This is a genomic window from Cobetia sp. MM1IDA2H-1 (assembly GCF_002916775.2).
In the GTDB taxonomy this organism is placed as follows: Bacteria; Pseudomonadota; Gammaproteobacteria; order Pseudomonadales; family Halomonadaceae; genus Cobetia; species Cobetia marina.
Genome location: NZ_CM133225.1, coordinates 1,396,044 through 1,422,609 on the forward strand (window position 1 = coordinate 1,396,044; position 26,566 = coordinate 1,422,609).

Below are 26,566 nucleotides of genomic sequence, written 5' to 3' on the forward strand. Positions count from 1 at the left end.
CAAGAGGACAGGAAGACCAGCCACGCTATACTGCGGCGCTACATGCCTAACTCCAGGAAATCGCCGTGGAAATGAACTGGCTGGAAGACTTCCTCACGCTGGCCGTCACGCGCAATTTCTCGCGCGCGGCTGAGTTGCGCAACGTGACTCAGCCGGCCTTCAGCCGCCGGATACGCAATCTGGAATACTGGGTGGGCGCGACCCTGATTGATCGCAGCCTGTTTCCGGTTGGGCTGACACCGGCCGGCGAGTCCTTCCAGCGGACGGCGCAGGATGCGCTCTCGGTATTGCGGGTCGGGCGGGAAGAAGCACTGGGCTTCGTGCCCAAGATCGAAGAGGTGGTGTCGATCTCGGCCTCCCACACGCTGGCGGTCAGCTTCTTCGTCGACTGGCATGAACAGCTCCAGACCCGGCTGGGCAAGCTCAAGGCGCGTATCGTGCCGGACCACGTCGCCGGCTGTGTCGATGCGCTGATCAGCGGCAACTGTGATCTGATGCTCGCCTACAACAGCCCACTGCTGCCGACGCTCACCGACATGGTGCGCTATCCCTCCATCGTGCTGGAATCCGAGCGTCTGGTGCCGGTGAGTGCAGTGGATGGGGCAGGGCAGGCGTTGTTCTCGCTGGAAAGCGACACTCCGCAACCGTATCTCTGCTACTCCAGTGACAGCTATCTCGGTCGGCTCACCGCGCTGATCCTCAATCGGGAATCCCTCTCGGCACGCCTCAACTTCTGCTACGAATGCTCGATGTCAGATGTGCTCAAGCGCGGGGCCCTGGCCGGCAGTGGTATCGCCTGGGTACCGGAGCGCGCCGTACGGGATGAACTCAACGCCGGTCGCCTGCGCATCGTCGGGGATGACCGCCACACCGCTCCTCTGGATATCTGCCTGTTTCGGCATGCCGAGCACGAACAACAGGTCGCGGAGCGCATCTGGCAAGCCTGTCTGGACACGCAAGCCAGCCGCACAGTCACCTCCGCCACTCAAGGGTGACCTCTCGGCCATAACGCCAGTGGCGGTGAGCGTCATCCGCCCACCGCCACTGGTCTTCGCTCTCATCCATCATCTCGCCAGGCCCGCGCAAGGGTATCGCAGACTCACGACAGGCGCCGTGAATTGGCCGTCGTGCGCTTGTGCAGCGGCTTGATGAACTGCGTACCCCTCGTCCACCACGGCACGACCTTGCCACCCGACATCGCGTTCATCCACGCCTTCTGCATCACGAACCACATCTCCCAGCTGGCGGCGATCTTCTCCGACACCATCTTCTGGTTCTCCGCGATCATCTTCGGATCCAGCGGCGACTGCGTCCCCCACAGCTGCGTGCGCGACATGATGGTGGACATCGCCGTCGACCACATCTCCACCGACGTCGTCCCCAGCTTCCAGACATCGAACATCGCAGCAGGTGTCGTCGGGACCAACTCAGACCAGGCAGGTTGTTGAGTCATTGTGCTCTCCACGTAAAGGAACCTCATGACAGTCTTACGCCTGTTGATGCTGCAGTGCAACATTAGTTTTTTATATCCCTGAATGTGAGCGCGAGGCAGAGCCTCCCTTATCACCACTTTCCATACAAAACAATGAGTTAGCGATAGGTGATGGCTTGGGAAGCCGGAATTTTCCGTGCCTTGGCGGAAATTTCCCGTGGGGCTGGGGAAAGTGGATTTTTGGGATTTGTTGGCAATGTCTTACGTAGGCGTATGAATTTTATGAGGCTGGGTATCAGTTCAGTCAGACAGGGCACGTAGGTGTTGGCGAACGTCGCGGAAATTTCCGGCGCGAAGTTAGGTGCGATAGAGCGGAGGGGTCGGCGAGGCGTGTTGGAGATCGAGTTTAGTGTCTTGTTAATGCGACGCAGAGTGTCGCGTTGAACTAACGATTTCTTCTCGCGCTTGCCTCGACTCGGCTATTATTAGGTTTCTTGAAATTTCCTATATTTTAATATGCATTTCTCGCCAAGGCAGGACGCCATGGTGGAAGGCCATGAGACGGAGCTCGCCCCAGAGGTAAGCGCCGTGCGGTAGCCGTGCTAAAAGTAGAAGGTTAGTTGATCTTGGGACTCATAATCCCTTGGTCGCTGGTTCGAGTCCAGCTGGGCCCACCAATGAAATCAGCGTCTTAAGAGTTTTACCTGGTGAGTCCCATAGTCCAAGGGTACAGTTTCGGTACAGTGCCGATCCTTCAGCCCCCTGGAGACTTTCATGGCCACCATCGTCAAGACCCCTGCCGGTAGCTGGAAGGTCGTCATCTGCAAGACCAGCTGGCCTACCACTGTTAAGACCTTCCGCACTAAGCGTGACGCTCAAGATCTGTTTAAGTAGACGCTGAACAATCCGGTGCGTTCTTGGCTTCAACCTGATGATTTTTGGTGAACATGGCGAGACGGCAAACGAGGGCTCTATGCCTATACCAATCTCTGGGATCAGGCGAAGAAGCAGGCCAAGCTCGATGACCTCCGCTTTCATGGCCTACGCCATGAAGCCGTCAGTCGCCTGATAGAGGCGGGTTTTTCCGACCATGAGTTCGCGGTAATCAGCGGCCACAAGTCTATACAGGCCCTGAATTCAAGCAATAAGCGCAGCACCTGCGGTATCCAGGCCTCCTGAGTATTCCTTAGAAAAACCTGCGCCGGAGTCCGGTAGCCGAGTCGCTTCCGAGGACGGTCATTCAGCTTTTCGACCACCTTGCGTAGCTCTGCATTGCTGACTTGGCGGAAATCCGTTCCTGTGGGGAAGTACTGCCGTATCAAGCCATCCGTATTCTCGTTGGTCCCACGCTGTCCAGAGCAGTGGGGATCGTAGAGGTACATCCCGTCGTCACGGCCTTGGCCACCGCTTCGTGGCCAGCGAATTCCAAGTCACTATCCAGTGTGACCGACTGGACCGCTCCCCGACGCGGCATCAACAAGCGGATCATGGCTGCTTGCGTCAACTCGGCCGATATCCTGGGCAGTCTTGCCGCCAGTAAATAGCCACTGCGACGCTCGACCTGCGTGACCAAGCCTGATTGCTAGTGGCCCTATATCACGGTGTCGCCCTCCCAGTGGCCGATGAAGCGCCGCTCATCAATTTCAACTGGGCGGCTCTCGATACCGACTCGGTTAGGGATCTGCCCAACCCGGCGCTCTTAACGTGCGTGCGGTGCTTATTGTGGCGTTTGGGCTGATGAAGATGCCGCCAAAGATCATCACTCCGCACCTTATCGCCCCAGATCAAGGAGTCGATTCATTGATGACTGACACTAATGCCAGCCAAGGGCGCCATGAAGCCACTGATTCGCTATGAGCCCCACTCCTCACGTAGCCGAACGTCAACGGCGGCCATCATGCCGGGAAGGTGCTTTGTTCACTTGGTAGCAGTGCGGCGCCGATGATCACTGAGTGTCTGGGCCTGCTCGGGATCATAGCCATCAGCGGTGGCGTTACGGCGAATTTCACGGCTGATCGTGCTGCTGTGGAGGTTCAGCTCCCTGCCGATCTGGCGCTGGCTCATGCCCAAGTCATAACGGGCGTGGATCTGGTATCGTTGGGTCTGGGTCAGCTGTCGGTATTCCATACTGTGCTTCACTTTGGTCGGTGAGCCGAGAAGGGTACCGGCGCTGGCCCTCCTGCCTCTACCGTGCGGTCCAAAGTGCTGCGTTTATTCTATGAATCCAGGGATTCTACGGCGATATACACACCTATGGGCAGAAGATTTAGTTTTGAAGCTGCATGGGTTGAGAAAAATCTAATGTATTTGGCCTGATATGGGATAAATTTGTGTGGTTAGAAGCTGCTTTCGACGCAAAGCCGACGTGATAAAAAATGGTGCATGTGAGTTCATTCCTGTTGTGTGGTTTGCAAAATTTACTGCCTTATTCTGTCAAGATATAATGCATTACTCTGATATGTTTCAATAGCTTAAGGGGAGGCGGATTTCGATATGAAAAGAGTTAAGCTTATAGGGGGGGGCATTTAGTCGTTGGCTTGTCAGTTAAATTGTTGGTAGGCTTTGATCTATGGTACTGTCGTCTAGTGGTCTAAGACGCCCGCCGATTACGTCTGTTTGTTAAAGCGGGTAACTGAGGTTCGAATCCTCACGGTACCACCAATATCAGGAATTTATATGAATAGTGAGGGGCTAAAGCAGTTTCTAGCTACTGTTGGTGATGCTGTCCATTCAGTGAATACAATCTGCGTGGGTCTAACCTCTGTGCGTTCAGGAACGATAGAAAAGCCAGAGGACCTGACAATAAGTTGGTCAAGCTCGGACCCTGCGACTTCAGCTTCGAAAGCTCGTTTATTTGCTCTTCGAGCTTCATTAGTGTTTGTAGAGGAAGCACTTTTGAAGTACTTAGGGTTTTTAAAATCCTGCATCTTTGCCGATGATAAATTGCGAAAGGCACTTTCTACAGAGAAAGCCGCAGATAAAGTAATTGAGGTCTCTAAGCATCTTCCCAATGCAGAGCCATATTGGTGCCCAATGGTTGTGTTACTGGTACGTTGGCGGAATAGAGTTGTTCACAGTTCGAATGTCGGGCTAACAGTTAACCAGAAAAAATTGTTAATAGATAACGCACAATTGTTGAAGGATAGGCATGCTGGAATTGATATTGATAAAACTATTAATAACTTCGGTTCTGGTCAAATAACTCTCAAGGATTTTACGACGCTTATAGCAATAACAGTGCGATATGTGCGCCACATCGACGAAGAGCTAAAGCCCAACATTTATACTGTTGATGGGTTCTTTAATTGGCTGGAGCAAAGAGATCTAATAGGGGCGTACAATAGTGTAATTAACGCTAATGGTGAAGCCACTCGCCGCCGAAAGCTAAAGGCATTCATTAATACGGAGTTTTCCGATATTTCAGATGAGCTCATCGAGAGATTATTTAAACACGGACCAGTGAGACTTTGAAATATATGATATCGTGTTGATGGTTGATAATACGGCTTCGTTGTTTTCTTAACTGATAGTTTTTGCAAGGTCTACGTTTTTTTCATGTTTTATACAGATGATTTTATGTGGGAAGTGATGGGTATAAGGGCGTTGCCGCCGGTGCTTTATCACTATACGTCAATAGAAACTTTAGCATTGATATTGGAAAACCATAATTTACGCTTTTCCCGACTTGATAGTGTTAACGATCCAGAGGAGGCCACTGCTTCAGATCTTACAGCTGCATCAACGCTTGTATTTGGTTCATGTTGGACGGCGCAAGATCGAGAATCCATTGCTATGTGGAAAATGTATACGCCAAATATGCAAGGGGTGCGTATTCGTCTCCCAAATAACCCGTTTCTAGGACGTAATGCCCCTACCGTATGGGAAAAGGGAGGTGCTACACAGCGCATTGATGCTGAGATTGTCATAAATCGCGGAAATGGAGGCCTCGGCATTTCTACTTATTACGTCACTGGTCCAAATAAAATTCATTATACTGATGACAAATCTTATCTAAACGGGACATGCTTGGTGGATGATGATGGACGTTGGTCCGTGCAACTGTACGACCTTGGCATGGTAAAGAACACTTATTGGTCATTTGAAGAAGAGTGGCGGTACAAGGTACTCGCTACCTTCTCAGAGATACCTCTTCACGAACCCAACCTTCAAGCTCATCCGGCTTTTGATCTTACGAACTATCCAGTGCTTGAAGAGGCACTTTTTGTACCTTTAGCGAAAGATTGCTTCGACGAAATGGAAGTTCTGCTTGGCCCTCGTGTAACACTAGAGCAAGAGCTGATAGTTAATAATCTTCTTAATAAGTATGCACAGAAAGCAACTTTAAGACGAAGTGAAATTAATGTGAGGATGTGAAGAAAAAGGACTCTTCGATGCCAGGTGTGGAATTAGTGTCCTGAAATGGTCCAAGATATGGGTGCCCGAACAGACTGGAGAATTGACATGGATGGTACTCAGATCCTGACCCTTGGCTTGGGCTTGGCAAGCGCCTTGGAAACCCAAGGACCAGTATCTGGGCACCACATCATCCCCACATCGTCTCGAGCTTTACGTGGAAGCCGATCGGGGCAGTTTTCATGCCTGCCCGGAATGCGGCAAGGCATGCCCGGCGCATGACTTTGCCGACAAGTCCTGGCGACACCTGAACTTCTTCCAGCATCATTGCTATCTCCATGCCAGCATCCCTCGCATCCGGTGTCCAGAGCACGGCGTCAAGCGAGTCGAGGTGCCCTGGGCTCGCCCTGACCGCGGCTTCACACCGTGGTATATACAGGCTGCCATGTCGCTGGTGAGGGAGATGCCTGCGCTCGCCGTCTCTCGGCAATTGGAAGTCACTGACAAGCGTCTGTGGCGAATCATGCATCAATACGTAGGCCGCATGCAGGGAAATTTGGATCTTTCTCAGGTTGCCAATGTCGGGATAGAAAAAATAGTATTACGCCGATATGTGATGCGTGATGCGTGATGCAGTGGCAGACCACACTCTTCTCAATCTAATGGCAAAAGCACTCAATACGTTAGAACGACATGCTGACCAGGTTGTGAGGCGCTGGCACTCATTCCTGACGAGCGCACGTCTAGAATGTATGAATGTCCTCTTTCAATTAGCCAGATCACCTCCGTGCGGCTACCGAAACAAAAGCAATTTCATTGTGATGATCTACTAGGACGGCAGTCCCGTGGGATGCATGCTGGATGAAGTTAAATCTACATAAAAATTCGAAGAGATCCTTTACTACCAGGCTATGAGTCATGGCAATCAGTAGCTCAAGTCTCTTAATACCCCTCAAGATGTGGTAATCACCAGCACTCTGGGCCTCTTCTTGTATCTTAATGTGGCTATAATTCAGAGATTACACGTCCATCGCTTCAAGATCACAATATTGTCCCTCAAAACACAATAAATGGCTAAATTGAAAAGAGGAAGTTATCTCGCCTTTTTGGCAATTTGTAGATGAACATGGATGGCCCAGATGCCTCAGGTGCTTTCTGTCCAACAAACTTGCCTTTATTCCAAAGTGTTGGTGTACAGAAGATTTCTGTCGAGACGCTCATGGTATTTTCCTCCACCGGGCGGGGGGGGGGGCAAAGGGTGGCTCAATTCAAGCTCGACATGTTCTAAGGTTAATTTACAGTCGGGACTCTGACCCTAGATTCATAGAATAACCGCAGCACTTTGGACCGCACGGTAGAGGCAGGAGGGCCAGCGCCGGTACCCTTCTCGGCTCACCGACCAAAGTGAAGCAGAGTATGGAATACCGACAGCTGACCCAGACCCAACGATACCAGATCCACGCCCGTTATGACTTGGGCATGAGCCAGCGCCAGATCGGCAGAGAGCTGAACCTCCACAGCAGCACGATCAGCCGCGAAATTCGCCGTAACGCCACCGCTGATGGCTATGATCCCGAGCAGGCTCAGACACTCAGTGATCGTCGGCACCGCACTGCTACCAAGCGGACAAAGCGCCTTCCCGGCATGATGACCGCCGTTGCCGGTCGGCTACGTGAGGAGTGGAGTCCAAAGCAAATCAGTGGCTTCATGGCGCCCTTGGCCGGCGTTAGTGTCAGTCATCAATGGATCTACTCCTTGATCTGGGACGACAAGGCACAGGGTGGTGACCTTTGGCGGCATCTCCGTCAGCCCAAACGCCGCAATAAGCACCGCACGCACGCCAAGAGCGCCGGGTTGGGGAAGATCCCCAACCGAGTCGGTATCGAGCACCGCCCAGATGAGATTGATGATCGGCGCTTCATCGGCCACTGGGAGGGCGACACCGTGATACAGGGCCACAAGCAATCAGGCTTGGTCACGCTGGTCGAGCGTCGAAGTGGTTATTTACTGGCCGCACGACTGCCCAAGATCTCGGCCGAGTTGACGCAAGCAGCCATGATCCGCTTGTTGAAGCCGCGTCGGGGAGCGGTCCAGACGATCACACTGGACAATGGCTCGGAATTCGCTGGACACGAAGCAGTGGCCAAGGCCGTGACGGCGGCGATGTACTTCTGTGATCCCTACTGCTCTGGACAGCGTGGGACTAACGAAAATACGAATGGCCTGATACGGCAGTACTTCCCCAAAGGAACGGATTTCCGCCAGGTCAGCAATGCAGAACTACGTAAGGTGGTCGAAAAGCTGAATGACCGTCCTCGAAAGCGACTCGGCTACCGGACACCGGCGCAGGTGTTTCTAGGAAATACTCAGGAGGCCTGGATACCGCAGGTGCTGCGCTTATTGCTTGAATTCAGGAGTTTAAGCCACCAGCCTCAACTGCTGTCTTTCGAAGCGTGATGAGGTGGCGGCCTTCTACTAGGTTTTTTTAAACTACGGTGAGGGTGTCATTAATCATATGACCTTGCATAGCGCTGATTATTGACTTCATAGTAAGCCCTTCTTCTTCCAGTAACTCAGCTGCGTTAGCTGTCCAAACTAAGTCCCCAGGTTCGGTAAATGTGGTGCGGAGTGAACGTACCACATAAGTTGCATGTTTAGCCCATTCAATAAAGGTGTCTTCTGACCAAAAGCTAACTTCTGTTGTGTGTGGTGTGGCGGCCTCTCTGATTTTTTCTACGCTAGAAACAATTACAGGTGTAATTTCGACATTGGAAAATTCAGGGTGGTTTTGTTTGATCCACGATGGGTGGGAAGCCGCTTGGCGAGCTTTTTCCACATGAACACTACCGTCTGGGTCGGCACCTACGTAATCCTCAAAGACAATTCCATGATCTAGAGAAACCCACCATGGATCAGGGGAACCTTCTTTTTCTATCTTGTGAGAGATAAATCCTAACAATTCGCCAAGAGATTTTTGTGCTTGCTCGAAGGTTTCGTGCTTCTTGAGGCCGTTAAGTATATCTGATTCTAATTGAGCAAATTTACGGTTGTGAATGGTTCCAAGGCTTTTAAGTTTTAACCCAATTCTTTCAACCTGGTCCTTAGTGGCGATATCTGTCGTTGCAATACCTTCTTCTTCAGGGTTGTTGGCTCTTGTAAAGCTTGCTAGCCAGCTAAGCTCGGGGGCGGCTTTATAAGCTGCGGAGAAGTGTAGTCTTATTTTTTTCTCCAAGCTGTTATCACAGTTGTTCATGGCAACGTACGCAGCCTTACCTGCTAAGTAATGCCAAAGCGCTCGGTAGCCTCTTAGTTCGGAATCTCCTAAAAAACCTAATACGTTTTCAGCTGATTCTACAGCTTGTTGATAGTTTTTTCGCCAAATAGCAGTCTGGTATTCAATTTCATGTTGCACTGCGCTGTCAAGCTCTTCGATTGCCGGAAGCCCTGAGCGATGGCTCTTGGATCGTTCTTCAATAATCATTTGGTTAGCCTGAGCCCACTCTTGACCATTGGCCTGGAATATTTGATAAAGCTCCAGCATTTCTTCTGCGGTTCTGTCAGATGATTGTTCCACACCAAATTTTATTTCAGCCTGTAATTCTGGGTGAAGATACTTTCGGCGTTTAACATCCGCAATGTAATCTGGAAGGTCTTCGCCAGTTATGACAACAGCGGAGTAGTCTTCAAGAGATCTTGTGCATCTTCCAATGGCTTGAACTACTCGGGTTAGTACGCGTTCATTAAAAAGGATGTTTGCTCCCATTCGCGACATGAGGAATCGCTCTTGAGAGTTCATCGCTTTTGGTAAACCTTCGATAAATAGAAGCCGGCACTCATCACTGGCAAAATCAACGCCATCGTAGCGGTTTGCTGCAATAACAGCGGCATGAGATGAGGAGGTAAACGGTGTCTTTGTTTCCTCAATTTCCTGAGGCCAGAAAATTTCAAGTGAGGGTATTTCTTCAAGTTTTTCAGAAATTGTAGAGGCTTTTTTGTCACTCGGAGTTAGGAATAAAGACCTTGTAGTCTTCTCAACAAGTTTTCTTTTGAAAGCCTCGGTTTCAGAGTCATCTAAAGACATCTCAGGAAAAATAAAAAATCTTCTTCCCACTCCTTGGGCGTCCCAGCCATCTGGTGGGTTTAATCTGTGAATGTTTTTTCTCCCGGTCAGGCGCTCAAGATCCCCCCCAGCTCCGAGAGTTGCGGACATGAAGATTCGTTGCTTTGGAGAGCAGAAAGGTAAGTGTGAGAAAGTCGGAGGTAATAATGGGCGGATTAGAATGCCTTGTGTGGAAAGAAATATTTGGCAGGCATCTAGGTTGTCACGCAGATAAGACCAAGGAAAATATAGTGATGTTCCCTGAACGTTTGCATCCAGTGCTTCAATTAATTCATCTTGTATATCCAGCATGGTAGATATTGGAAGCATATCTACCCATGATCTATCTGAAATATCATCCCACTTGCCTCGAAGTCTGGTTGCATCGAGAGTATTGATATGAGGCTCGATGATGGAGCAGATAATATCTAAGGTGGAAGATGATTTTTCAGTAGTTCTATCTATGAGTAGACTCCACTGACTAGCAATATAGTTTTCAGATGTGTGTGCATCGTCAAGGATTAATATGTCACAGTCTTTAAAGTAAGAGTTCGTGTTGAAAAGTGCGGAGTAGGTCGCGATGCCTATTCTTTTGACTTGCTGGAAATTTGTTTTGGATGCTGGGGAGAATTCGTGTTGAGAGCCAGTGAAAACTTCAACTGAAAGTCCGTATTTTTCTTCAGCCTGGTTAGCTACTTGATAGGCCAGCTGCTTTGTTGGACAAAGGAAAAGAACTTTTTCTTGGTATTTTATTCTTCTCCACTCTGCAATCAGTAGGCCGACTAAGGACTTTCCGCTACCAGTTGGTAATTGAAGGGCTACATCTGATTTATCTTGTGGGAGTTCAGCGTAAGCTTGCATGATTGCCGCTTGGTGCGGCAAGACGTCAGGGAGCTTTCTGCGGCTCAAGTCCCGGAATAGCTTATCCGGTGACGACGGAACTGTAGAAGTGCTGGAAATTGATCTAAAACCCATTATCAGACCCTGCTCTTGATAGCTTTTGTACTTACAAATTTAAGTGCTTGGTTTTTTGCGGCAGTGCTTTCGTTTAATTTACTTTGAGTAAATTGTTGGATGCTGATACTGCTTCCATACGAAATTTATCTCTTCGTAACCCATTTTTCTATTCTTAGTGTAGATTTTCAATCCTACGTGGATCAATTTTTTTGGTGATTGAAATCTTGGGTGTTGATGTGATAGAGATTTTCCTTGCGTCGGCGAATATTCCTCTGTGAATCCCTCCATACTGACTTGACGGCAGCAGTACACTAGGTTCTGTACGAAAAGTCGGCTCGTAGGAAGCGAAGTATGTAAGCTAGGCATACCATCGCATAAAAGCTACGGGCCAGCTTTTCATATCGTGTCGCAATACGACGAAACTCTTTCAGCCAACTGAAAGAGCGCTCCACGAAATTCGCTGACGGTACATGGGTTTATCGAAAACCCGTGGAAGGCCTGGACGGGGTTTTCGCTTTATCCTTCGTTGGGCGATGATCGGCTTGATTCGAAAGCGGTCGCAGTAACGGCGCAGCTCATCACTGTTATAGCCTTTGTCTGCCACGATGTAGCAGCAACGTTTTCGTGGCCGACCGAGACTCCCCGGTAGATGAACTTATTCCAGGATGAGCATGAATTACAGGGTATCCGACTCTTGGCCTCCCGATAGTGTGAAAGCGATGGGCCAGCCAAGACGATCACAGTTCATATGGATTTTGGTCGTGATGCCCCCACGACTCAGACCCAACGCATGGTCTAAGGGTTCTTCAATCCCCCTTTTTGCCTCCACCAGCAGAGGCGCGTGTTGCTCGAACAGCGGTTGAGTCGATCATCCAGGTCTCGAGATCCATCAGGCCATCTTCATGAAGTCGAAGTTGAAGCCGCGACAAGACCGCCTCAAAGGTACCGTCATCACGCCATTGTTGGAACCTGGCGTGGACACTACTCCAAGGGCCATAACGTTCGGGAAGGTCGCGCCACTTGGCGCCAGAGCAGAGGGCCCAAAAGATACCGTTCAGCATCTGCCTGTCGTCTTTCCTAGGCCTGCCCATCGACTGAGCCGGTGAGACAATGTCTTCGATCAACTGCCATTGGCTATCAGAGATTGCGTAGCGCCCTGTCATATCGCACCTATGCTGGATGTGCATGAGTCACATTAGCAAGAACGACACTTCGTACAAAACCTAACGGTACACACCAGTTTCCTGTGCTATCTTCAACCTTCGCTAACCTACTGAATCCAAAGAACTGTACCTTTCCCTCGATCACGGCTGCTTTTCCTTGAATGTCAGTAACATACTGATTTAAAAGCGAACTCATAATTCCCTAGTCTAATCCTTAAGGTTTCAGTCGACTAGTACCTCCAGCCTTATTCTTCCTCCCCAGCCAAGCCCCCGTACTTCCCTTTGAAATACAGCAGTGGCCGAGCGGTCGCACCAACATCCAGATTCAGTCCCTTTACTTCCCCGATCACGATCAGGTGATCACCTGCGGGGTGCTCTGCGTGAATCTTGCAGTCGAGCCAGTGCAGACTGTCATTGATGACCGGGTTGCCGAGGGGGGAGAGCTGCCAGTCGATGCCTTGCCATTTGTCTGCGCCGCGCATGGCGAACTGGGTGGAGACATGGCTCTGCTCGCTGGAGAGGATGTTGACGGCGAAGCGCTCTGCCTGGCGAATCTTCGGGTAGCTGAACGAGCTTGCCTTGACGCTGAAGGAGACCAGCGGTGGATTCATCGAGACGCTGTAGAACGACTGGCAAGTGAAGCCGATGGGTTCTTCGTCGACCTGGGTAGTGATGATGGTGATACCGGAGGCGAAGTGGCCGAGGGCTTCACGGAAACTGGCGGAGTCGATGGTGGGGGCTGGGTTAGTGTTGGAGAGCGACATGGCAAATCCTGGGAGATTGGGGAGGTGGTAATTGTCAGCCGTAGGGGAAGGGCTGCAGCGATAGCGCTGGTCTGGGCGCTTGAGTGACAGGGGTGAGAGTGATGAAAAAATGGCCGTCGTGAATCCTTCACGATGGCCATTTTTGTTTGCGGCGGTGTCCGCCACTGTTGCTTTCACTCTTGAGCACGACTGTCGGGCCAAGCCCGGCGTTATTTCTCAGTGCTGTGCCTTGGCCAGTTCAGTGTTCTGCCAAGCGATCAGCGCTGCGCTTCGAGTTCCTTGCGCACGATGGCGGCGCCGGCGCTGAGTGCCTGCAGCTTGCCGCGGGCAACTTCACGGGAGAGAGGTGCCATACCGCAGTTGGTGCAGGGGTAGAGCTTGTCGGCATCCACGAACTTCAGTGCCTTGCGCAGGGTCTCGGCGACTTCTTCCGGTGTCTCGATGGTGTTGTTGGCAACGTCGATGGCACCGACCATGACCTTCTTGCCACGGATCAGCTCGATCAGCTCCATCGGCACGTGGGAGTTGTGACATTCCAGCGAGACGATATCGATGTTGGATTGCTGAAGCTTCGGGAAGGCTTCTTCGTACTGACGCCATTCGGAGCCCAGGGTGTTCTTCCAGTCGGTGTTGGCCTTGATGCCGTAGCCGTAACAGATGTGGATGGCGGTCTCGCACTTGAGGCCTTCGATCGCACGTTCCAGCGTGGCGATTCCCCATTCATTCACTTCATCGAAGAAGACGTTGAAGGCCGGTTCATCGAACTGGATGATGTCGACGCCCGCCGCTTCAAGTTCCTTGGCTTCCTCGTTGAGGATCTTGGCGAATTCCCACGCCAGCTTCTCGCGGCTTTTGTAATGGCCATCGAAGAGGGTGTCGACCATGGTCATCGGCCCCGGCAGCGCCCACTTGATCGGTTGATCGGTCTGCGAGCGCAGGAACTTGGCATCCTCGACGAACACCGGCTTCTGGCGAGAGACCGGGCCGACCACGGACGGCACGCTGGCCTCGTAACGATCACGGATCTTGACGGTTTCGCGCTTCTCGAAATCCACGCCATTCAGGTGCTCGATGAAGGTGGTGACGAAGTGCTGACGCGATTGCTCGCCATCGCTGACGATATCGATCCCGGCGTGCTGCTGCTCCTGCAGGGAGACGCGCAGGGCATCCTGCTTGCCCGCGACCAGTGCCTCACCTTCGAGCTTCCAGGGGGACCAGAGGACCTCCGGTTCGGCGAGCCAAGACGGTTTCGGCAGGCTGCCAGCGGTGGAGGTCGGGAGTAATCTCGTCATGATGAATAACCTTGTCCTTGGAATGGTTCAGATAGCGAATGTCGTTCGTCGATCAGCGCGCGCTGTTTGCGGATCAGTGAGCTGACCGATGATGGATTTATTTGTTGGCTGACCAGTTGGCGGACCACTGCTCGAGCAGGCTCTGGTAGGGCTTGATGAAGCTCTCTTCCACGAACTTGCCTTGCTCGATGGCGAGCTGGCTGCGCTCTTCGCGGTCGTACACGATGCGCGTCAGTGAATGGTCCTGTTGCTTCAGGCTCGCCTGATAGGATTTGCCGGCCACGGAATTGGCGTTGTAGACCTCGGGACGATAGATCTTCTGGAAGGTGTCCATGGTGCTGATGGTGCTGATCAGTTCCAGATTGCTGTAATCGTTGAGCAGGTCGCCGGTGTGATAGAAGGCCAGCGGCGCAACGCTGCCCGGCGGCGTGAAGTAACGCACCTTCAGGCCCATCTTGCTGAAGTACGCATCGGTCAGGGAATCATCATCCTGGCGATATTCCACCCCGAGGATCGGGTGCACGTTCTCGGTCTGCTGATAGGTCTTGGTGGTGGAGACGCTGATGCAGATGACCGGCGGCTTCTTGAAGCATTCCTTGTAGGCGGGGGAAGCCACGAAGGCCTGGAACAGGTTGCCGTGCAGCTCACCGAACTGCTCCGGTACGCTGAAGGAGTCCTTGCCCTTGTTGTGCTCCAGCAGGCGTACGCTGAAGTCATAATCACGCACGTAGGACGAGAAGTTGTTGCCGGTCACGCCATCAATGCGCTGATTCGTCTGGTGGTCGACGATGGTGGTCTGCAGGATCTCGATGATCGGCAGGGCATTGTCGGAACGCGCCGCATCGATGTTCAGCTCGACGGAGATGATGTCCAGCTCGACGGAGTAGCGATCGCCCTTGGGGTTGTCCCAGTTGGCCAGCGCATTGAATCGGTTGTTGATCATGTTCAGCGTGCTGCGCAGATTCTGCTGACGGCTCTCACCACGCGCCAGGTTGGCGAAGTTGGTGGTTAGGCGGGTGTTTTCCGCCGGCGTGTAGTTCTCGTCGAAGCGCAGACTCTTGATGCTGAAACCGAATTCGTTGCTCATGGTCGTTCACCCTGATCCTGAGAGAGAAAATTCACTGTGTCGTCGATATCTTCCCGTGATCTTTCAGGCGTCTCGTGAGCAGGTTGCTCTCTGTAAGAATGCATCCATGCCGGGAGAGGCACGCTGCTCGCCATCACGTTCCATGTGCTGGCTGTGAAGTGCAGCGTCATGGGAAGTCTTCATCAACGATCTGATGGAGGTGAGTATCTAGTGCCTAGCTCCATGAGACAAACTGGATTTTTTAATGTTCAAGTTGAGTAAGATTCATGATGAGGGCGGGCGTCATTTCGGGCGCTATGAAAGCCGGCGAATCGAGCGGGGATAGGCGGGCTCAGCAAGCGCGCAATGTGAGCCGCAGAGACGTTGACGCGAGGAGTAGGTAAGAAGGGAAAGAGGGGTAAGAGGGGCAAGAATGGAAAACACACACGCTGGCCCGAACTTCCGCTCGGGCCAGCGTGTGTAGCAAGCACCTGACGCTTCAGAGCACAACACCCTCATGCACTCTTCACGTTCTCCATACTCGGCCATGATGATGCAGCTGGTTCATGAGGCGAGCGGCTGATGATTAGGCGCGACCAGGCCATGACGGCGCATGCGGCGGTAGATGGTGGGGCGCGAGACGCCGAGTTGGCGGGCGACCTGGCTGATGTTCCAGTCCGTGTGGCGCAACAGTTCGAGCAGTTTGTTGGCGTCCGCATCAGCCCCTGCATCGGGCCCAGCAGACGTGAGCGCTGGAGAGGCCGGGTTCGAGGAAGCGCCGGATGTAACGGGGGAGGAAGCGGCAAGCGGGCTGGCAGCCCCGCGGGCGCTGCCGGTGTGGGTCTGGCAGACCTCCGGTAGGTCATGCAGGGTGATTTCATCGCCTTCCGCGGTGGCCATCGCGAAAGCAATCGCATTGCGCAGTTGGCGGATATTGCCAGGCCAGTGATGATTCAGCAGCGCACTGATGGCATCGGCGCGCAGGTGGAGTGTCTGGTCGCGTTCGGCCTGTAGCTCCGCATGCAGCTTGCGAATGAGGTAGTGGCGGTCGGCGCGCTCACGCAGCGCAGGTAGCAGGAGTTCGGCGCCGTTGAGTCGGTAGTAGAGGTCTTCGCGGAATTGCCCGCTGGCGATCAGCTCCGTGACATCGCGATGCGTGGCAGTGATGACGCGAATATCCACCTTGATGGGCGTCTCGGCCCCCAGTGGCGACACCTCTCGCTCGGCGAGCACGCGTAGCAGGCGCGACTGGAGCGGCAGCGGCATGTCGCCGATCTCATCCAGAAACAGTATGCCGCCGTCGGCCTGTTGGATCAGGCCACGCATGCCCTTGGGTCTTCCTCCCGTGAAGGCGCCCGGCAGATAGCCGAAGAGTTCGCTTTCAATCAGCGATTCCGGAATGGCGGCGCAGTTCACCGCCACGAAGGGTGCCTTGGCGCGTGGCCCGCTGTCATGCAGCGCCCTTGCCAACACTTCCTTGCCGGTCCCCGTCTCGCCACGAATCAGGATGCTTACGTTCTCATGGCGCATGCGGCGCGCCAGCTTGAGCAGCCGGTGCATGGAAGGGTCATCTCCCGCGAGCTGGTCCAGCTCGGGCACCGGGTCATCCTGCTGGTTGACAGTGGGGAGGGCCTTCACCGGATAGCCGCGCGGCTCGATCAGGGTCACGAAGACGGTGGCATCGTCCGCCCGCAGGCGGAATGCACGAATCTGATCCCGGTTGGCGTGCGGAATACTCAGCAGCTCATTGAGCTCTCCATCGAACAGTTGCGTGACGGCGGGCAGGGTGGAGACCGTCCACGGTGGCCAGCGTTCAAGATGCGCATCGATCAGGCGTCGGCCTTCGTGATTGGCGGCGATCACCTTGCCATCTTCCTGAATGACAAACAGGCCACGGCCATTCAGGTGCACGAATTCCCGCGCGGTGTCGAAGCGCAGGATCAAGCAATCCCGATAGCGATGCAGGAAGTAGGCATCCTCGATCATGCGGGCATGCAGGGTGACCAGGGAAAGCGCAAAGGTCTGGCTTTCCTGCGGGCGGGGCGATTTCAGCGCCGAGATGTCGAGGGCGGCGATCACTCGGCCCTGGGGGTCGGTGATGGGGGCCGCGGTGCAGGTCAGGTCGATGTGGGTGGCATCGAAGTGCTCACGCTGATGGCAGGTGACGGCTGCGCCATCGTGCAGACAGGTGCCCGCCGCCGAGGTGCCGGCATAGCGCTCGTTCCAATCTGACCCGAGGTAGAGGCCCGCGCGTCGCAGCTCACTCAATTGGTCACGCTGACCGCGAAAATCCACCGCGATGCCGCGTTGATCGGTGAGGATAAGCGCATAGCCATGTTGTGCGATCTGACTATAGAGCCGCTCCACCCCGGCACGCGCCACGTGCAGCAGCTCATCCGCCGATTCCTGATGATCGCGCAGCGCCTGCTGGGTGAGAACGCGGACCGGGCGAGGGCGGCTGGGGTCGAGCTGGTATTCCTCCAGACAGCGCTGCCAGGAGCGACGGATAACGTCGCGCTGCGTCTCGGGGAAGACGTCGCGGCCTTCGCCCAGTTGCATCAGGGTCTGGATATGCTGCCGCTTGTCGGACGGCATCGTGTCGAGTTGGCGGATCATGGCTGCCTCGGCGCTGGCCGTCTCGAGACGGCTCTTTTGATAGTGGCGATGGCGCTTGTGAAAGTGACTATGGCGCTTGTGAAAGTGGCAAGCGCAGTTGTCACAACAGGGGCCATGGCAAAAGCGGCGTGTGCTCCCTCAAGCGTATGCGGTGTGGCGGGAGCGTCAATCATCCTGTCCTGCATCCTTGGTCGGGGCGTTACAGGTGTAACGCGACGTGTCAGGCGTACGGCGTACAGTTGTCACGAAGAAGGTAAAAAGCCCAGCGAGACGAAGAGGGTGGTGATGCGGTAGTGGCGCATATTTGTCATGCACGACAGGTGCTTACGAGCTTTGTCAGGCGTGCATGACAAAGCTGGCATGCTTGATGCCTTGGATGGAGGGCGTGACTACAACATCCAACAACACGCGGAGAGACGCCATGACCGCACGCACGCCAACTCAGATCGCTCAGCAATGGCTCGATGATTTCGAGTCCTCCCTGGCTCAGCGCGATATCGCCCGGGTTCTCTCGTTGTTTGGCGAGGAATGCTTCTGGCGCGATTTGATCGCCTTCACCTGGAATATCAAGACCTCAGAGGGCAAGGACGAGATCCAGTCGATGCTCGCGGCGACCCTCGAGCATGTCGCTCCCTCTCGCTGGCAACTGGATGGTGAGGCCAGTGAGGCCGGCGGCATCGTCGAAGCCTGGTTCACCTTCGAGACCGCAGATGCACGTGGCAAGGGCTTGTTGCGCCTGAAGGAAGGGCGCTGCTGGACACTGTTGACCGCCATGCGTGAACTCAAGGAATTCCCCGAACCGCTGGGTATGCAGCGTCCCAAGGGCGCCGAGCATGGTGCCAACAAGCAACGTGAGACCTGGCTTGAGTCGCGTCAGCGCGAAGAGGCTGAGCTGGGCTACGAGCGCCAGCCGTACTGCGTGATCATCGGTGGCGGTCAGGGCGGTATCGGGCTGGCCGCAAGGCTCAGACAGATGGATGTGCCGACCATCGTGATCGACAAGAATCCACGTGCGGGCGATGCCTGGCGCAATCGCTACAAGTCCCTGTGTCTGCATGATCCGGTGTGGTACGACCACATGCCTTACATCCCCTTCCCGGCAAACTGGCCGGTCTTCGCGCCCAAGGACAAGGTCGCGGACTGGCTGGAGATGTACACCAAGATCATGGAGCTCAATTACTGGAACTCCACGGCCTGTGAGAGTGCGCACTTCGATGAGGCAAGCGGCGAGTGGGTGGTCGAGGTGGTGCGCGACGGCAAGCCCGTGACCTTGCGGCCCAAGCAGCTGGTGCTGGCCACGGGCATGTCGGGCATGCCCAACGTACCGCACTTCCCGGGGGCCGAGTCCTTTGAAGGCGAGCAGCAACACTCCAGTCAGCACCCGGGACCGGATGCCTACCGTGGCAAGAAGGTGATCGTGGTGGGGGCCAACAATTCCGCTCACGATATCTGCGCTGCGCTGTGGGAGCACGATGCAGACGTGACCATGCTGCAGCGCTCCTCCACGCATGTGGTGAAGTCCAACTCGCTGATGGAAGAGGCGCTGGGACCGCTCTATTCCGAACAGGCAGTGCAAAACGGCATCGATCATCACAAGGCGGACCTGATCTTTGCCTCGATTCCCTACCGGATACTGCCCGACTTCCAGCGGCCGATCTTCGAGGCGATCCGCAAGCGCGACGCCGACTACTACCGTCGGCTGGAGGCGGCGGGCTTCCTGCTCGATTTCGGTGATGACGATTCGGGCCTGTTCCTGAAATACCTGCGCCGGGGCTCCGGCTACTACATCGATGTGGGCGCCTGTGATCTGGTCGCCAATGGTGACATCAAGCTGCGCAGTGGCGTCGGCATCGAGTGCATCAATCCGCGCTCGGTCACCCTGACCGACGGCACGGAATTGCCCGCCGATCTGATCGTCTATGCCACCGGCTACGGCTCGATGAACGGCTGGGCGGCACGCATCATCTCGCAGGAGGTCGCCGACAAGGTCGGAAAATGCTGGGGCATGGGCTCCGATACGCTCAAGGACCCCGGCCCCTGGGAGGGAGAGCTGCGCAACATGTGGAAGCCGACCCAACAGCAGGCGTTGTGGTTCCACGGCGGTAACCTGCACCAGTCCCGTCACTACTCCCAGTATCTGGCGCTGCAGCTCAAGGCGCGGCTCGAGGGTATCCCGACGCCTGTCTACGGCCTTCAGGAAGTCCACCACCTGAGCTGAGGCCAGTGGCGCTGGGCACTGTGCCAGCGCCGTGGCAGCAGCGCAGCATTTGCAGATTTCAGTGAGAGATTCAGGAGACGACTCATGCAACTGAACGACAAGATTGCACTGGTGACAGGGGGGGGGCGCGGGATCGGTCGGGGGGTCGCGCTGACATTGGCCAAGGCGGGGGCGGATGTCGTGGTGGCGGATCTGGATCTTGCCATCGCCCGTGAGACCGCGGCGGACGTGGAGGCATTGGGTAGACGGTGCCTGGCGCTACAGGTCGACGTCTCAGATGCGGCCTCCGTGCGGCGCTTGATCGAGGAGGCCGAAGTCGGGCTTGGCCCGCTCGATATCGCCGTCAACAATGCCGGCATCATCGGCATCCATTCACTTGATGCACTGACGGTGGAGGAGTGGGATCGCGTCATGAACGTCAATGCGCGAGGCACCTTCCTGTGCACTCAGGCCGAGGTCGCCGTGATGCGCTCACGCCGCGTCGGGCGGATCATCAATGTGGCCTCGATGGCTGGCAAGGTCGGCTTCCCTGATCTGTCTCACTATTGCGCTTCGAAGTTCGCGGTCATCGGCTTTACCAACGCCGTCGCCAAGGAAGTGGCAGCGGAAGGCATCACCGTCAATGCGCTCTGCCCGGGAATCGTCGGCACCAGCATGTGGCGGGGCGAGAGCGGACTCTCGGCACGCTGGAGTCAGGAAGGCGAAAGCGAGCCCGCTGCATGGGAGCGCCTGCAGAAGAGCCTGCTACCTCAGGGAGTCGCCCAGACCCCTGAGGACATGGGGCAGCTCGTGGTCTACCTCGCCCAGGCCGAACACGTGACAGGGCAGGCCATCGCCGTCGATGGTGGCTTCACGCTATGAGTCGGCAATGAGCCAGCATTGAGTCAGTACTGAGAGCAAGGCTGAGCTCAGTGGCTGACGGCAAGGAGTGATCGCATTACACAACGCCGCCTCTCAGGAATGGGAGGCGGCGTTGTGGTATCTGGTCAGTTGCTCAGAGTATTCAGTCCCACTTCACTCTGCACTGAGCGGCTAGCGATAGGGATCAGTAGAGGTGAACGGCTTCCAGGCGGGCGAGCGATGCCCCTTGTTCGTCGGTCAGGGTCAGTGTCTTGCCTTCTATCTGCCAGCCCGACACCTCGTTGAGTGTCGCGAGGAAATCGCGTTCGAGCGTCGCTACTTCACCGGGGCAAGCCATGCGAGTGGTGGCCAGACGGCCGAAGCCGAGTTCTTGCTCGTCATGGTGATATTCCCCCATCAGGCGATTGCAGCCGGTGGAACCGGCCACTCGCGAGTCTTGTGTATGCAAGACGATATGGGCTTCACGCTTGCCATCCACCACGGGTGTCGGCTGGTCCTCGAGTGCCACCAGCTTCCAGTAGGTGTTCTCTAGCGGCTCGTCGACGGCTTGAGAGTCGGCGGAGGATTGAGCGCCTGCGCAGCCGCTCAAGGTGAATACTGCGCTCATCACGGCGGCCCATGTCATCACTTGCGCTTGTTTCATGCGGGTGTCTCCCTCACTAATAGGTTGTCTACGTCGATTTCGGGGCTGTGCTTTTCGGTCTGTGCTTTCCGGGGGCTGGGCTCCAGGAGCGCTGGAGTCTCTCGCAGACAGCAACATCGCCAGCGTGGTCATCTGAAGCGTTGTAGGCTGAATCAGGAAGACGCGTTACGCATTCTGAAACAATCGCCAAGGAGTTGTCATGCCAGCCACCCGCACGACCTCGTCCGCGAGAGAGCGGATACATCTGTGGTGGGATCTGTTCATCATCGTGCTCGTGATCGCCAATCTGGCATTGCTGCTGTTCGATAGTCTCTTCCTGATTCCCCCGCTGAACACAGCCTTCGCGGCCGTGACACCCGGGTTGCATGCGGCCTATGAGCAGAACATCCACGCCAATTTCCTCTCCATCGACCTGGCGTTCGTCGCCGTCTTCCTGCTCGATGTGCTGGCGGGGTGGGCAGTGGCCATTGCGGAGCGACGCTATCACCGCTGGTTCTTCTATCCCTTCGTGCACTGGTATGACGTGCTGGGGTGTATCCCGCTGAGCGGCTTCCGTCTGTTGCGTGTGTTGCGTGTGATCTCGCTGCTGTTCCGTCTGCAACGCCTCGGCATGATCGATGTTCGCCGCTGGTACCTCTACGGAGTGGCGGCCAAGTATCTCGACATCCTGCTGGAGGAGCTGACGGACCGTATCTCCCTGCGCATGCTCGATAACGTGCAGCAGCAGTTGCGTGATAGCGATGACCTCTCATCGTCGGTGATCGAGCGTGTGGTGGAGCCTCGCAAGCAGGCCTTGATCCAAGAGATCAGCCTACGACTCGAGTCCATGGCAGGGGATATCTATACCCAGAACCGCGACGATACCCTGCGCTATGTGCGGGGGCTGGTCAGTCGCACCCTGGCGGAGAGCCCGGAGCTCCAGCGTGTCTCGCGCCTGCCCATGGGCACCCAGCTGACGAAAGGGCTGGAAAGCTCGCTGTCGGATCTGGCCTGTCACCTTGTCGATGAAGCCTTGGCGGGCCTGCGCTCCAAGGAGTTCTCGGCGCTGGTGGGGCATCTGGCAGAGAGTGGTTTCGATGCCTGGGCGCGCACTGACCCGAGAACTGAGCAGATCACCGAGCAGGTGCTGATCGACATGCTGGAGCTGCTCAAGGAGCGCATCGCCGTGAAGAGCTGGCAGAAGAAATACGAGTGAAGACAGGTGTGCCTGCAGGGTCATGTCGCGCCTGGCCCGCGTGCAGGGCAACTCTCTGCACGGGGCAGCCCCTTGAAAGTCGGTCACGACCTCCCGACATCAGTATCTCGGCAATGGATCTGTAACACCCAAAAGGACGTCTCGATGTCATATGCACCGCAACCCTCAAGCGACACTCACGACCTCGAGCAGGCGAAGACGTGGCTACGTACCTACCAGCGAGTGCGAGCTGCCACCGAGGCGATCTGTGCGCCGCTGCACAAGGAAGACTACATGGTGCAGAGCATGGCGGATGTCAGCCCGCCCAAGTGGCACATCGCCCATGTCAGCTGGTTTTTCGAGGCCTTCATCCTGAAGCCGTTTCAGCCCGGCTATCAGACGCTCGATCCCGCCTACGATCACCTCTTCAACTCCTACTACGAGACCCATGGCGTGCCGTTCCCGCGGGCTGAGCGTGGCGCAATCTCGCGCCCGACCGTCGACGATGTCTATCGCTATCGGGCGCACGTCGATCAAGCCATGCAGGCCTTGCTGAAGAATCCGCCCCAGGAACATCTGCCGGAGATTCTGCGCCGTCTGGAGCTGGGTCTACCGCATGAGCAGCAGCATCAGGAGCTGCTGTTGATGGACATCAAGCACATCCTGGCGCAGAACCCGCTGTGTCCGGCTTATCGGGTTGATCTGGCGCCAGGCTTGGCACCGACGCCTGCGCGGGAGGTGCCGCCGCTGGGCTGGCTGGCCTATCCAGCCGGGATTCGCGAGATCGGCCATGATGCATCCGAGGGTGGCTTCGCCTACGACAACGAGATGGGCCGCCACCGTCAGTTCGTCGAAGCGTTTCAGATGGCGGATCGTCCAGTGACCAACGGCGAGTTTCTCGCCTTCATGCAGGACGATGGATATGCCACTCCCGAGCACTGGCTGGCGGATGGCTGGGCGACGGTCAAGGCGGAAGGTTGGCGGGCACCGCTTTACTGGGTCGAGCGCGACGGCGTCTGGCATCACTACACCCTGGGCGGCCTGGTACCGGTGGACCTGAGCGCGCCGGTCTGCCATGTCAGCTTCTTCGAGGCCGATGCCTATGCGCAATGGGCGGACGCGCGTCTGCCCACCGAGGCCGAGTGGGAGACAGTCGCTCAGGATGTCCCCCTGACGGGCAATTTCGTCGATCAGGATCATCTGCAGCCAATCGCAGCCGCGAAAGCTGACGGCATGCCGGGTCAGATGTTCGGCGATGTCTGGGAGTGGACGGGGAGTGCCTATCGTCCGTATCCCGGCTTTCGCAAGCTGCCGGGCAGCCTCGGCGAGTACAACGGCAAGTTCATGTCCGGTCAGATGGTGTTACGCGGAGGCTGTTGTGCCACGCCGGCAGACCACATCCGCGCGACCTATCGCAACTTCTTCCCGCCCGAGGCGCGCTGGGCATTCTCCGGCTTCCGGCTCGCCAGGGATGGTGGGGTATGATGGGCTGCCCCCCTTCAGAACGCGTTGCCAAGTACCTTCATCTGCCGCTTTAATCTGCCGCTTCTATCTGCCGCTTCTATCTTCTAACTCGTAAAGGAGTGTTCATGGCCGACCACCCCGAACCGCGTATTACGCTGCATCCGAAATCCTCGCGGGTGCGAATCCTGGTCGGTAAGACAGTGATCGCTGACACCGGCAGCGCGCTGGAATTGCGCGAGAAGGGCTATCCGCCGAGGCTCTACCTGCCGCGCGCCGATGTGGCGATGGCGAAGCTCTCGGTCTCTCACACCCTCACCCATTGTCCCTTCAAGGGCGACAGCACCTATTACTCGCTGCCAGATCTTCCTGATATCGCTTGGAGTTACGACCAGCCCATCGAGGAGATGCAGGCGATCGCCGGGCGATTGGCATTCGATGCTGACAAGGTCTCGTTGGAGGTGGAGTGATGTCAGTCAGGGCAGCAGGCTAGCAGCCTTGGCTTGACCCGCTGACCAAAATCACCGCATGTTTAACATGAGCTATAGCTTGATGACTCCAACTCGGACGGAGATGACAAGATGCGAAAAATGATAAGAGCGCTGTCATTATTCTCGGCAATGTTTCTGTTAGCGGCATGTGCGGATAGCCATCAGCTCACGAAGTCGGCTGGTTCACCGACATTTTCCCTAGATTCCTCTGACACTATCTATGTATCAGTGCCAAGAGATGGTGTTTATGGCTCTCAGCGTTATACCGGCTCTGGCCTGACGACCGCTCAGATAATTCAAGGCGCGTTTCTCAAGCACGTAGATAGCGTGAGTTACGGCAACTCTACTCAGTCAAGAGACGATGCGTGGGAAGCCGCTATGGAGGCCGGCGCTCTCTATCTGGTCTATCCCACTATCTTGCATTGGGAGGATAGGGCCACTGAGTGGTCGGGCAAGCCTGACCAAGTCGAGGTCAAGATGCAGGTGATAGACGTTGCCACGAATACCACGGAAGCCACCGCGATAGCCAAGGGCAAGAGTGGGTTGGCCACCATGGGAGGGGATCATCCTCAGGATCTCTTGCCAGACCCGGTTAATGAATTCGTTTCATCGCTGTTTAATGCCCAATAAGTTAATGAAAACAGTGGCTTGATCGCTGGTCAGTCATTAGAATCCTGCGCTTGCTGCACCGCGCCCAGCCATCGGGCGCGGTCATTGTTCATCCGCATTGGCCTGCCGCAAGCGCGCCGCAGCCTTATCTTTCCCTTATCCAGACTCAGTACTCCGGTTGGACGAATCACCCCGCTTGATTCCTTTCCGTACAGGCTGCACCAGGAGTCAAGACAGTGGTTGTCCCTTCGAACATTGCGCCGGTGATGAGTGTGCTGCTATGCCTCGTGCTGGCATCCTTCGTCAGTCGTTACCTCAAGTCTCCCCGCATGAAAGGCCGCATCGGCGAGTGGCGAGTGCGCTGGATGGCGCGCCGCCTCGGCAAGCAGGGCTATCGGGCCTTGCACAATGTCACCCTCAATACCACGAACGGCACCACCCAGATCGATCATGTGCTGCTGTCGCGTTTCGGCTGCTTCGTCTTGGAAACCAAGAATATGAAAGGCTGGATCTTCGGCAGTGAGCACGAGGCGAACTGGACCCAGCAGTTTCCCCGCCAGTCGTTCAGCTTCCAGAACCCGTTGCGTCAGAACTACCGGCACCTCAAGGCGCTGGAGACAGCGCTTGGCGTACCATTCGAGCACCTGCATTCGGTGATCATCTTCGTCGGCAGTGCCAGGCTCCAAGGCGAGATGCCAGTCAACGTAACGCGTGGTGCTGGCTTCGTTCCCTTCGTACAGTCGTTCCAGACCCCCGTCTTCAGCGAGGCACAGGTTGAGGCCATGCATGAGGCGCTGCTGACGGGGCGTCTGGCCCCGACTCGGGCGACGCAGCGTGCCCATGTACAGCACCTCAAGCAGCGCAATGCTCCACAGGTGAGACGTGAATGCCAGGAATGCGGCAGCCGGATGGTGCTGCGCACTGTCAAGGCCGGTGCGCGAGAGGGCCAACAGTTCTGGGGATGCTCGGCCTATCCGGAGTGTCGTGCGACACAGACGGTGTGATGCTTGGATTTAGGGAATAAATGCTGCAATTATTCTATGAATCCAAAAATTATCCCTATAGGGATAATTAGCCAGACATAGCGATGCTAACCATAAATTTTCCCTGCAGGGAAAATGGTTAGTATGCGGGCTGTGAGCGCTTTGATTTTTCTCTTTCATGACAATTGAGGGCGATCAGGCTGTCAAAGTATCAAGGAGGTCATCGCACCACGCATGAACTGCTAATGCTCCATCCGTGTGTACAGACTCGGACGGCCCACTGCACCTCCTGATTCATCCCGACCGCCGGGCGTGAGATAGCGCAGGTGGACTCTGAGTGCAACACCGCAAGTGATGGAGGGTGATGCATCGGGGTTGGGCTAT

At 55.5% G+C, this 26,566-nt stretch carries 19 protein-coding genes, 1 tRNA gene and 4 pseudogenes; 15 read left to right on the top strand and 9 right to left on the bottom strand.

Annotation, left to right across the window (positions count from 1 at the left end; translation table 11 throughout):
• Window positions 1-71: 71 nt before the first annotated feature.
• Window positions 72-995: a LysR substrate-binding domain-containing protein gene (locus tag BOH68_RS06010; protein ID WP_077372859.1), complete on the top strand. Its 924-nt coding sequence runs from the start codon at window positions 72-74 to the stop codon at window positions 993-995.
• 104 nt (window positions 996-1,099) lie between these two features.
• Here the strand turns inward: BOH68_RS06010 and BOH68_RS06015 are convergent, their stop codons facing one another.
• Window positions 1,100-1,453, bottom strand: coding sequence for a hypothetical protein (locus tag BOH68_RS06015; RefSeq protein WP_258038169.1), 354 nt, complete (start codon window positions 1,451-1,453; stop codon window positions 1,100-1,102).
• Between the two features lie 1,020 nt (window positions 1,454-2,473).
• Between BOH68_RS06015 and BOH68_RS06020 the strand changes: the two are divergent.
• Window positions 2,474-2,611: pseudogene (locus tag BOH68_RS06020) on the top strand (hypothetical protein); the annotation flags it as partial.
• Here BOH68_RS06020 and BOH68_RS06025 read toward each other — a convergent pair.
• Window positions 2,570-3,559, bottom strand: a pseudogene (locus BOH68_RS06025) (IS30 family transposase). The pseudogenes BOH68_RS06020 and BOH68_RS06025 overlap by 42 nt on opposite strands.
• Window positions 3,560-4,003: 444 nt before the next feature.
• Between BOH68_RS06025 and BOH68_RS06030 the strand changes: the two are divergent.
• The 6 genes and pseudogenes from BOH68_RS06030 (at window position 4,004) to BOH68_RS06055 (ending at window position 8,193) form a co-directional block, all read left to right on the top strand.
• Window positions 4,004-4,093 (top strand) — tRNA-OTHER (locus BOH68_RS06030).
• Window positions 4,094-4,108: 15 nt separating this feature from the next.
• Window positions 4,109-4,903 carry a hypothetical protein gene (locus tag BOH68_RS06035; RefSeq protein ID WP_139345419.1) on the top strand — a complete coding sequence of 265 codons (795 nt, stop codon included), beginning with the start codon at window positions 4,109-4,111 and terminating at the stop codon, window positions 4,901-4,903.
• Window positions 4,904-4,987: 84 nt separating this feature from the next.
• Window positions 4,988-5,806 (top strand): DUF2971 domain-containing protein, encoded by an 819-nt coding sequence (locus BOH68_RS06040; RefSeq protein ID WP_077372862.1) that lies wholly within the window; start codon window positions 4,988-4,990, stop codon window positions 5,804-5,806.
• Window positions 5,807-6,002: 196 nt separating this feature from the next.
• The gene (locus BOH68_RS06045) at window positions 6,003-6,416 is read left to right on the top strand and encodes a helix-turn-helix domain-containing protein (protein WP_374700394.1); all 414 of its coding nucleotides are present in this window, start codon (window positions 6,003-6,005) and stop codon (window positions 6,414-6,416) included.
• Window positions 6,417-6,447: 31 nt separating this feature from the next.
• Window positions 6,448-6,618 (top strand): transposase, encoded by a 171-nt coding sequence (locus tag BOH68_RS06050; protein ID WP_374700398.1) that lies wholly within the window; start codon window positions 6,448-6,450, stop codon window positions 6,616-6,618.
• Between the two features lie 583 nt (window positions 6,619-7,201).
• Window positions 7,202-8,193, top strand: a pseudogene (locus tag BOH68_RS06055) (IS30 family transposase).
• Between the two features lie 77 nt (window positions 8,194-8,270).
• On the opposite strand, the gene BOH68_RS06060 reads toward BOH68_RS06055, so the two are convergent.
• From BOH68_RS06060 to BOH68_RS06085, 6 genes and pseudogenes are all read right to left on the bottom strand, one after another.
• On the bottom strand, window positions 8,271-10,859 hold the full coding sequence (locus tag BOH68_RS06060) for a DEAD/DEAH box helicase (RefSeq protein WP_077372865.1): 2,589 nt from the start codon (window positions 10,857-10,859) through the stop codon (window positions 8,271-8,273).
• Window positions 10,860-11,152: 293 nt separating this feature from the next.
• Window positions 11,153-12,004: pseudogene (locus BOH68_RS06065) on the bottom strand (IS5 family transposase).
• A gap of 245 nt (window positions 12,005-12,249) precedes the next feature.
• Window positions 12,250-12,768 (bottom strand): flavin reductase family protein, encoded by a 519-nt coding sequence (locus BOH68_RS06070; RefSeq protein ID WP_077372867.1) that lies wholly within the window; start codon window positions 12,766-12,768, stop codon window positions 12,250-12,252.
• A 257-nt stretch (window positions 12,769-13,025) separates the two neighbouring features.
• A complete protein-coding gene (locus tag BOH68_RS06075) occupies window positions 13,026-14,060 on the bottom strand; it encodes a methionine synthase (RefSeq protein ID WP_077372870.1) in 1,035 nt (344 codons plus the stop codon).
• A 97-nt stretch (window positions 14,061-14,157) separates the two neighbouring features.
• Entirely contained in the window at window positions 14,158-15,147 is a 990-nt protein-coding gene (locus BOH68_RS06080; protein ID WP_077372873.1) for a DUF1852 domain-containing protein, read from the bottom strand.
• 543 nt (window positions 15,148-15,690) lie between these two features.
• Window positions 15,691-17,742: a sigma-54-dependent Fis family transcriptional regulator gene (locus tag BOH68_RS06085; RefSeq protein WP_258038170.1), complete on the bottom strand. Its 2,052-nt coding sequence runs from the start codon at window positions 17,740-17,742 to the stop codon at window positions 15,691-15,693.
• A 421-nt stretch (window positions 17,743-18,163) separates the two neighbouring features.
• Between BOH68_RS06085 and BOH68_RS06090 the strand changes: the two genes are divergently transcribed.
• Complete coding sequence (locus tag BOH68_RS06090) at window positions 18,164-19,960, top strand: flavin-containing monooxygenase (RefSeq protein ID WP_077372876.1); 1,797 nt, start codon at window positions 18,164-18,166, stop codon at window positions 19,958-19,960.
• An 84-nt stretch (window positions 19,961-20,044) separates the two neighbouring features.
• Window positions 20,045-20,821 (top strand): SDR family NAD(P)-dependent oxidoreductase, encoded by a 777-nt coding sequence (locus BOH68_RS06095; protein WP_077372879.1) that lies wholly within the window; start codon window positions 20,045-20,047, stop codon window positions 20,819-20,821.
• Between the two features lie 184 nt (window positions 20,822-21,005).
• Here the strand turns inward: BOH68_RS06095 and BOH68_RS06100 are convergent, their stop codons facing one another.
• Window positions 21,006-21,464, bottom strand: a complete 459-nt coding sequence (locus BOH68_RS06100; protein ID WP_077372882.1) for an META domain-containing protein — start codon at window positions 21,462-21,464, stop codon at window positions 21,006-21,008.
• Between the two features lie 199 nt (window positions 21,465-21,663).
• On the opposite strand from BOH68_RS06100, the gene BOH68_RS06105 reads away from it, so the two are divergent.
• The 5 genes from BOH68_RS06105 (at window position 21,664) to BOH68_RS06125 (ending at window position 26,203) form a co-directional block, all read left to right on the top strand.
• Entirely contained in the window at window positions 21,664-22,659 is a 996-nt protein-coding gene (locus BOH68_RS06105) for an ion transporter (protein ID WP_077372885.1), read from the top strand.
• A gap of 144 nt (window positions 22,660-22,803) precedes the next feature.
• Window positions 22,804-24,123 carry an ergothioneine biosynthesis protein EgtB gene (gene egtB, locus BOH68_RS06110; protein ID WP_077372888.1) on the top strand — a complete coding sequence of 440 codons (1,320 nt, stop codon included), beginning with the start codon at window positions 22,804-22,806 and terminating at the stop codon, window positions 24,121-24,123.
• Window positions 24,124-24,227: 104 nt separating this feature from the next.
• Window positions 24,228-24,569 carry a DUF427 domain-containing protein gene (locus BOH68_RS06115; RefSeq protein ID WP_077372891.1) on the top strand — a complete coding sequence of 114 codons (342 nt, stop codon included), beginning with the start codon at window positions 24,228-24,230 and terminating at the stop codon, window positions 24,567-24,569.
• Window positions 24,570-24,680: 111 nt separating this feature from the next.
• Entirely contained in the window at window positions 24,681-25,220 is a 540-nt protein-coding gene (locus BOH68_RS06120; RefSeq protein WP_077372894.1) for a DUF4823 domain-containing protein, read from the top strand.
• 215 nt (window positions 25,221-25,435) lie between these two features.
• Window positions 25,436-26,203: a nuclease-related domain-containing protein gene (locus BOH68_RS06125; protein WP_219815748.1), complete on the top strand. Its 768-nt coding sequence runs from the start codon at window positions 25,436-25,438 to the stop codon at window positions 26,201-26,203.
• Window positions 26,204-26,566 lie beyond the last annotated feature (363 nt).

Coding starts and splice junctions, on each gene's coding strand:
- BOH68_RS06010 (WP_077372859.1), top strand. CDS start 72: ATGAACTGGCTGGAAGACTTCCTCACGCTGGCCGTCACGCGCAATTTC.
- BOH68_RS06015 (WP_258038169.1), bottom strand. CDS start 1,453: ATGACTCAACAACCTGCCTGGTCTGAGTTGGTCCCGACGACACCTGCT.
- BOH68_RS06035 (WP_139345419.1), top strand. CDS start 4,109: ATGAATAGTGAGGGGCTAAAGCAGTTTCTAGCTACTGTTGGTGATGCT.
- BOH68_RS06040 (WP_077372862.1), top strand. CDS start 4,988: ATGTTTTATACAGATGATTTTATGTGGGAAGTGATGGGTATAAGGGCG.
- BOH68_RS06050 (WP_374700398.1), top strand. CDS start 6,448: ATGGCAAAAGCACTCAATACGTTAGAACGACATGCTGACCAGGTTGTG.
- BOH68_RS06060 (WP_077372865.1), bottom strand. CDS start 10,859: ATGGGTTTTAGATCAATTTCCAGCACTTCTACAGTTCCGTCGTCACCG.
- BOH68_RS06070 (WP_077372867.1), bottom strand. CDS start 12,768: ATGTCGCTCTCCAACACTAACCCAGCCCCCACCATCGACTCCGCCAGT.
- BOH68_RS06075 (WP_077372870.1), bottom strand. CDS start 14,060: ATGACGAGATTACTCCCGACCTCCACCGCTGGCAGCCTGCCGAAACCG.
- BOH68_RS06080 (WP_077372873.1), bottom strand. CDS start 15,147: ATGAGCAACGAATTCGGTTTCAGCATCAAGAGTCTGCGCTTCGACGAG.
- BOH68_RS06085 (WP_258038170.1), bottom strand. CDS start 17,742: ATGATCCGCCAACTCGACACGATGCCGTCCGACAAGCGGCAGCATATC.
- BOH68_RS06090 (WP_077372876.1), top strand. CDS start 18,164: ATGACCGCACGCACGCCAACTCAGATCGCTCAGCAATGGCTCGATGAT.
- BOH68_RS06095 (WP_077372879.1), top strand. CDS start 20,045: ATGCAACTGAACGACAAGATTGCACTGGTGACAGGGGGGGGGCGCGGG.
- BOH68_RS06100 (WP_077372882.1), bottom strand. CDS start 21,464: ATGAAACAAGCGCAAGTGATGACATGGGCCGCCGTGATGAGCGCAGTA.
- BOH68_RS06105 (WP_077372885.1), top strand. CDS start 21,664: ATGCCAGCCACCCGCACGACCTCGTCCGCGAGAGAGCGGATACATCTG.
- egtB (WP_077372888.1), top strand. CDS start 22,804: ATGTCATATGCACCGCAACCCTCAAGCGACACTCACGACCTCGAGCAG.
- BOH68_RS06115 (WP_077372891.1), top strand. CDS start 24,228: ATGGCCGACCACCCCGAACCGCGTATTACGCTGCATCCGAAATCCTCG.
- BOH68_RS06120 (WP_077372894.1), top strand. CDS start 24,681: ATGCGAAAAATGATAAGAGCGCTGTCATTATTCTCGGCAATGTTTCTG.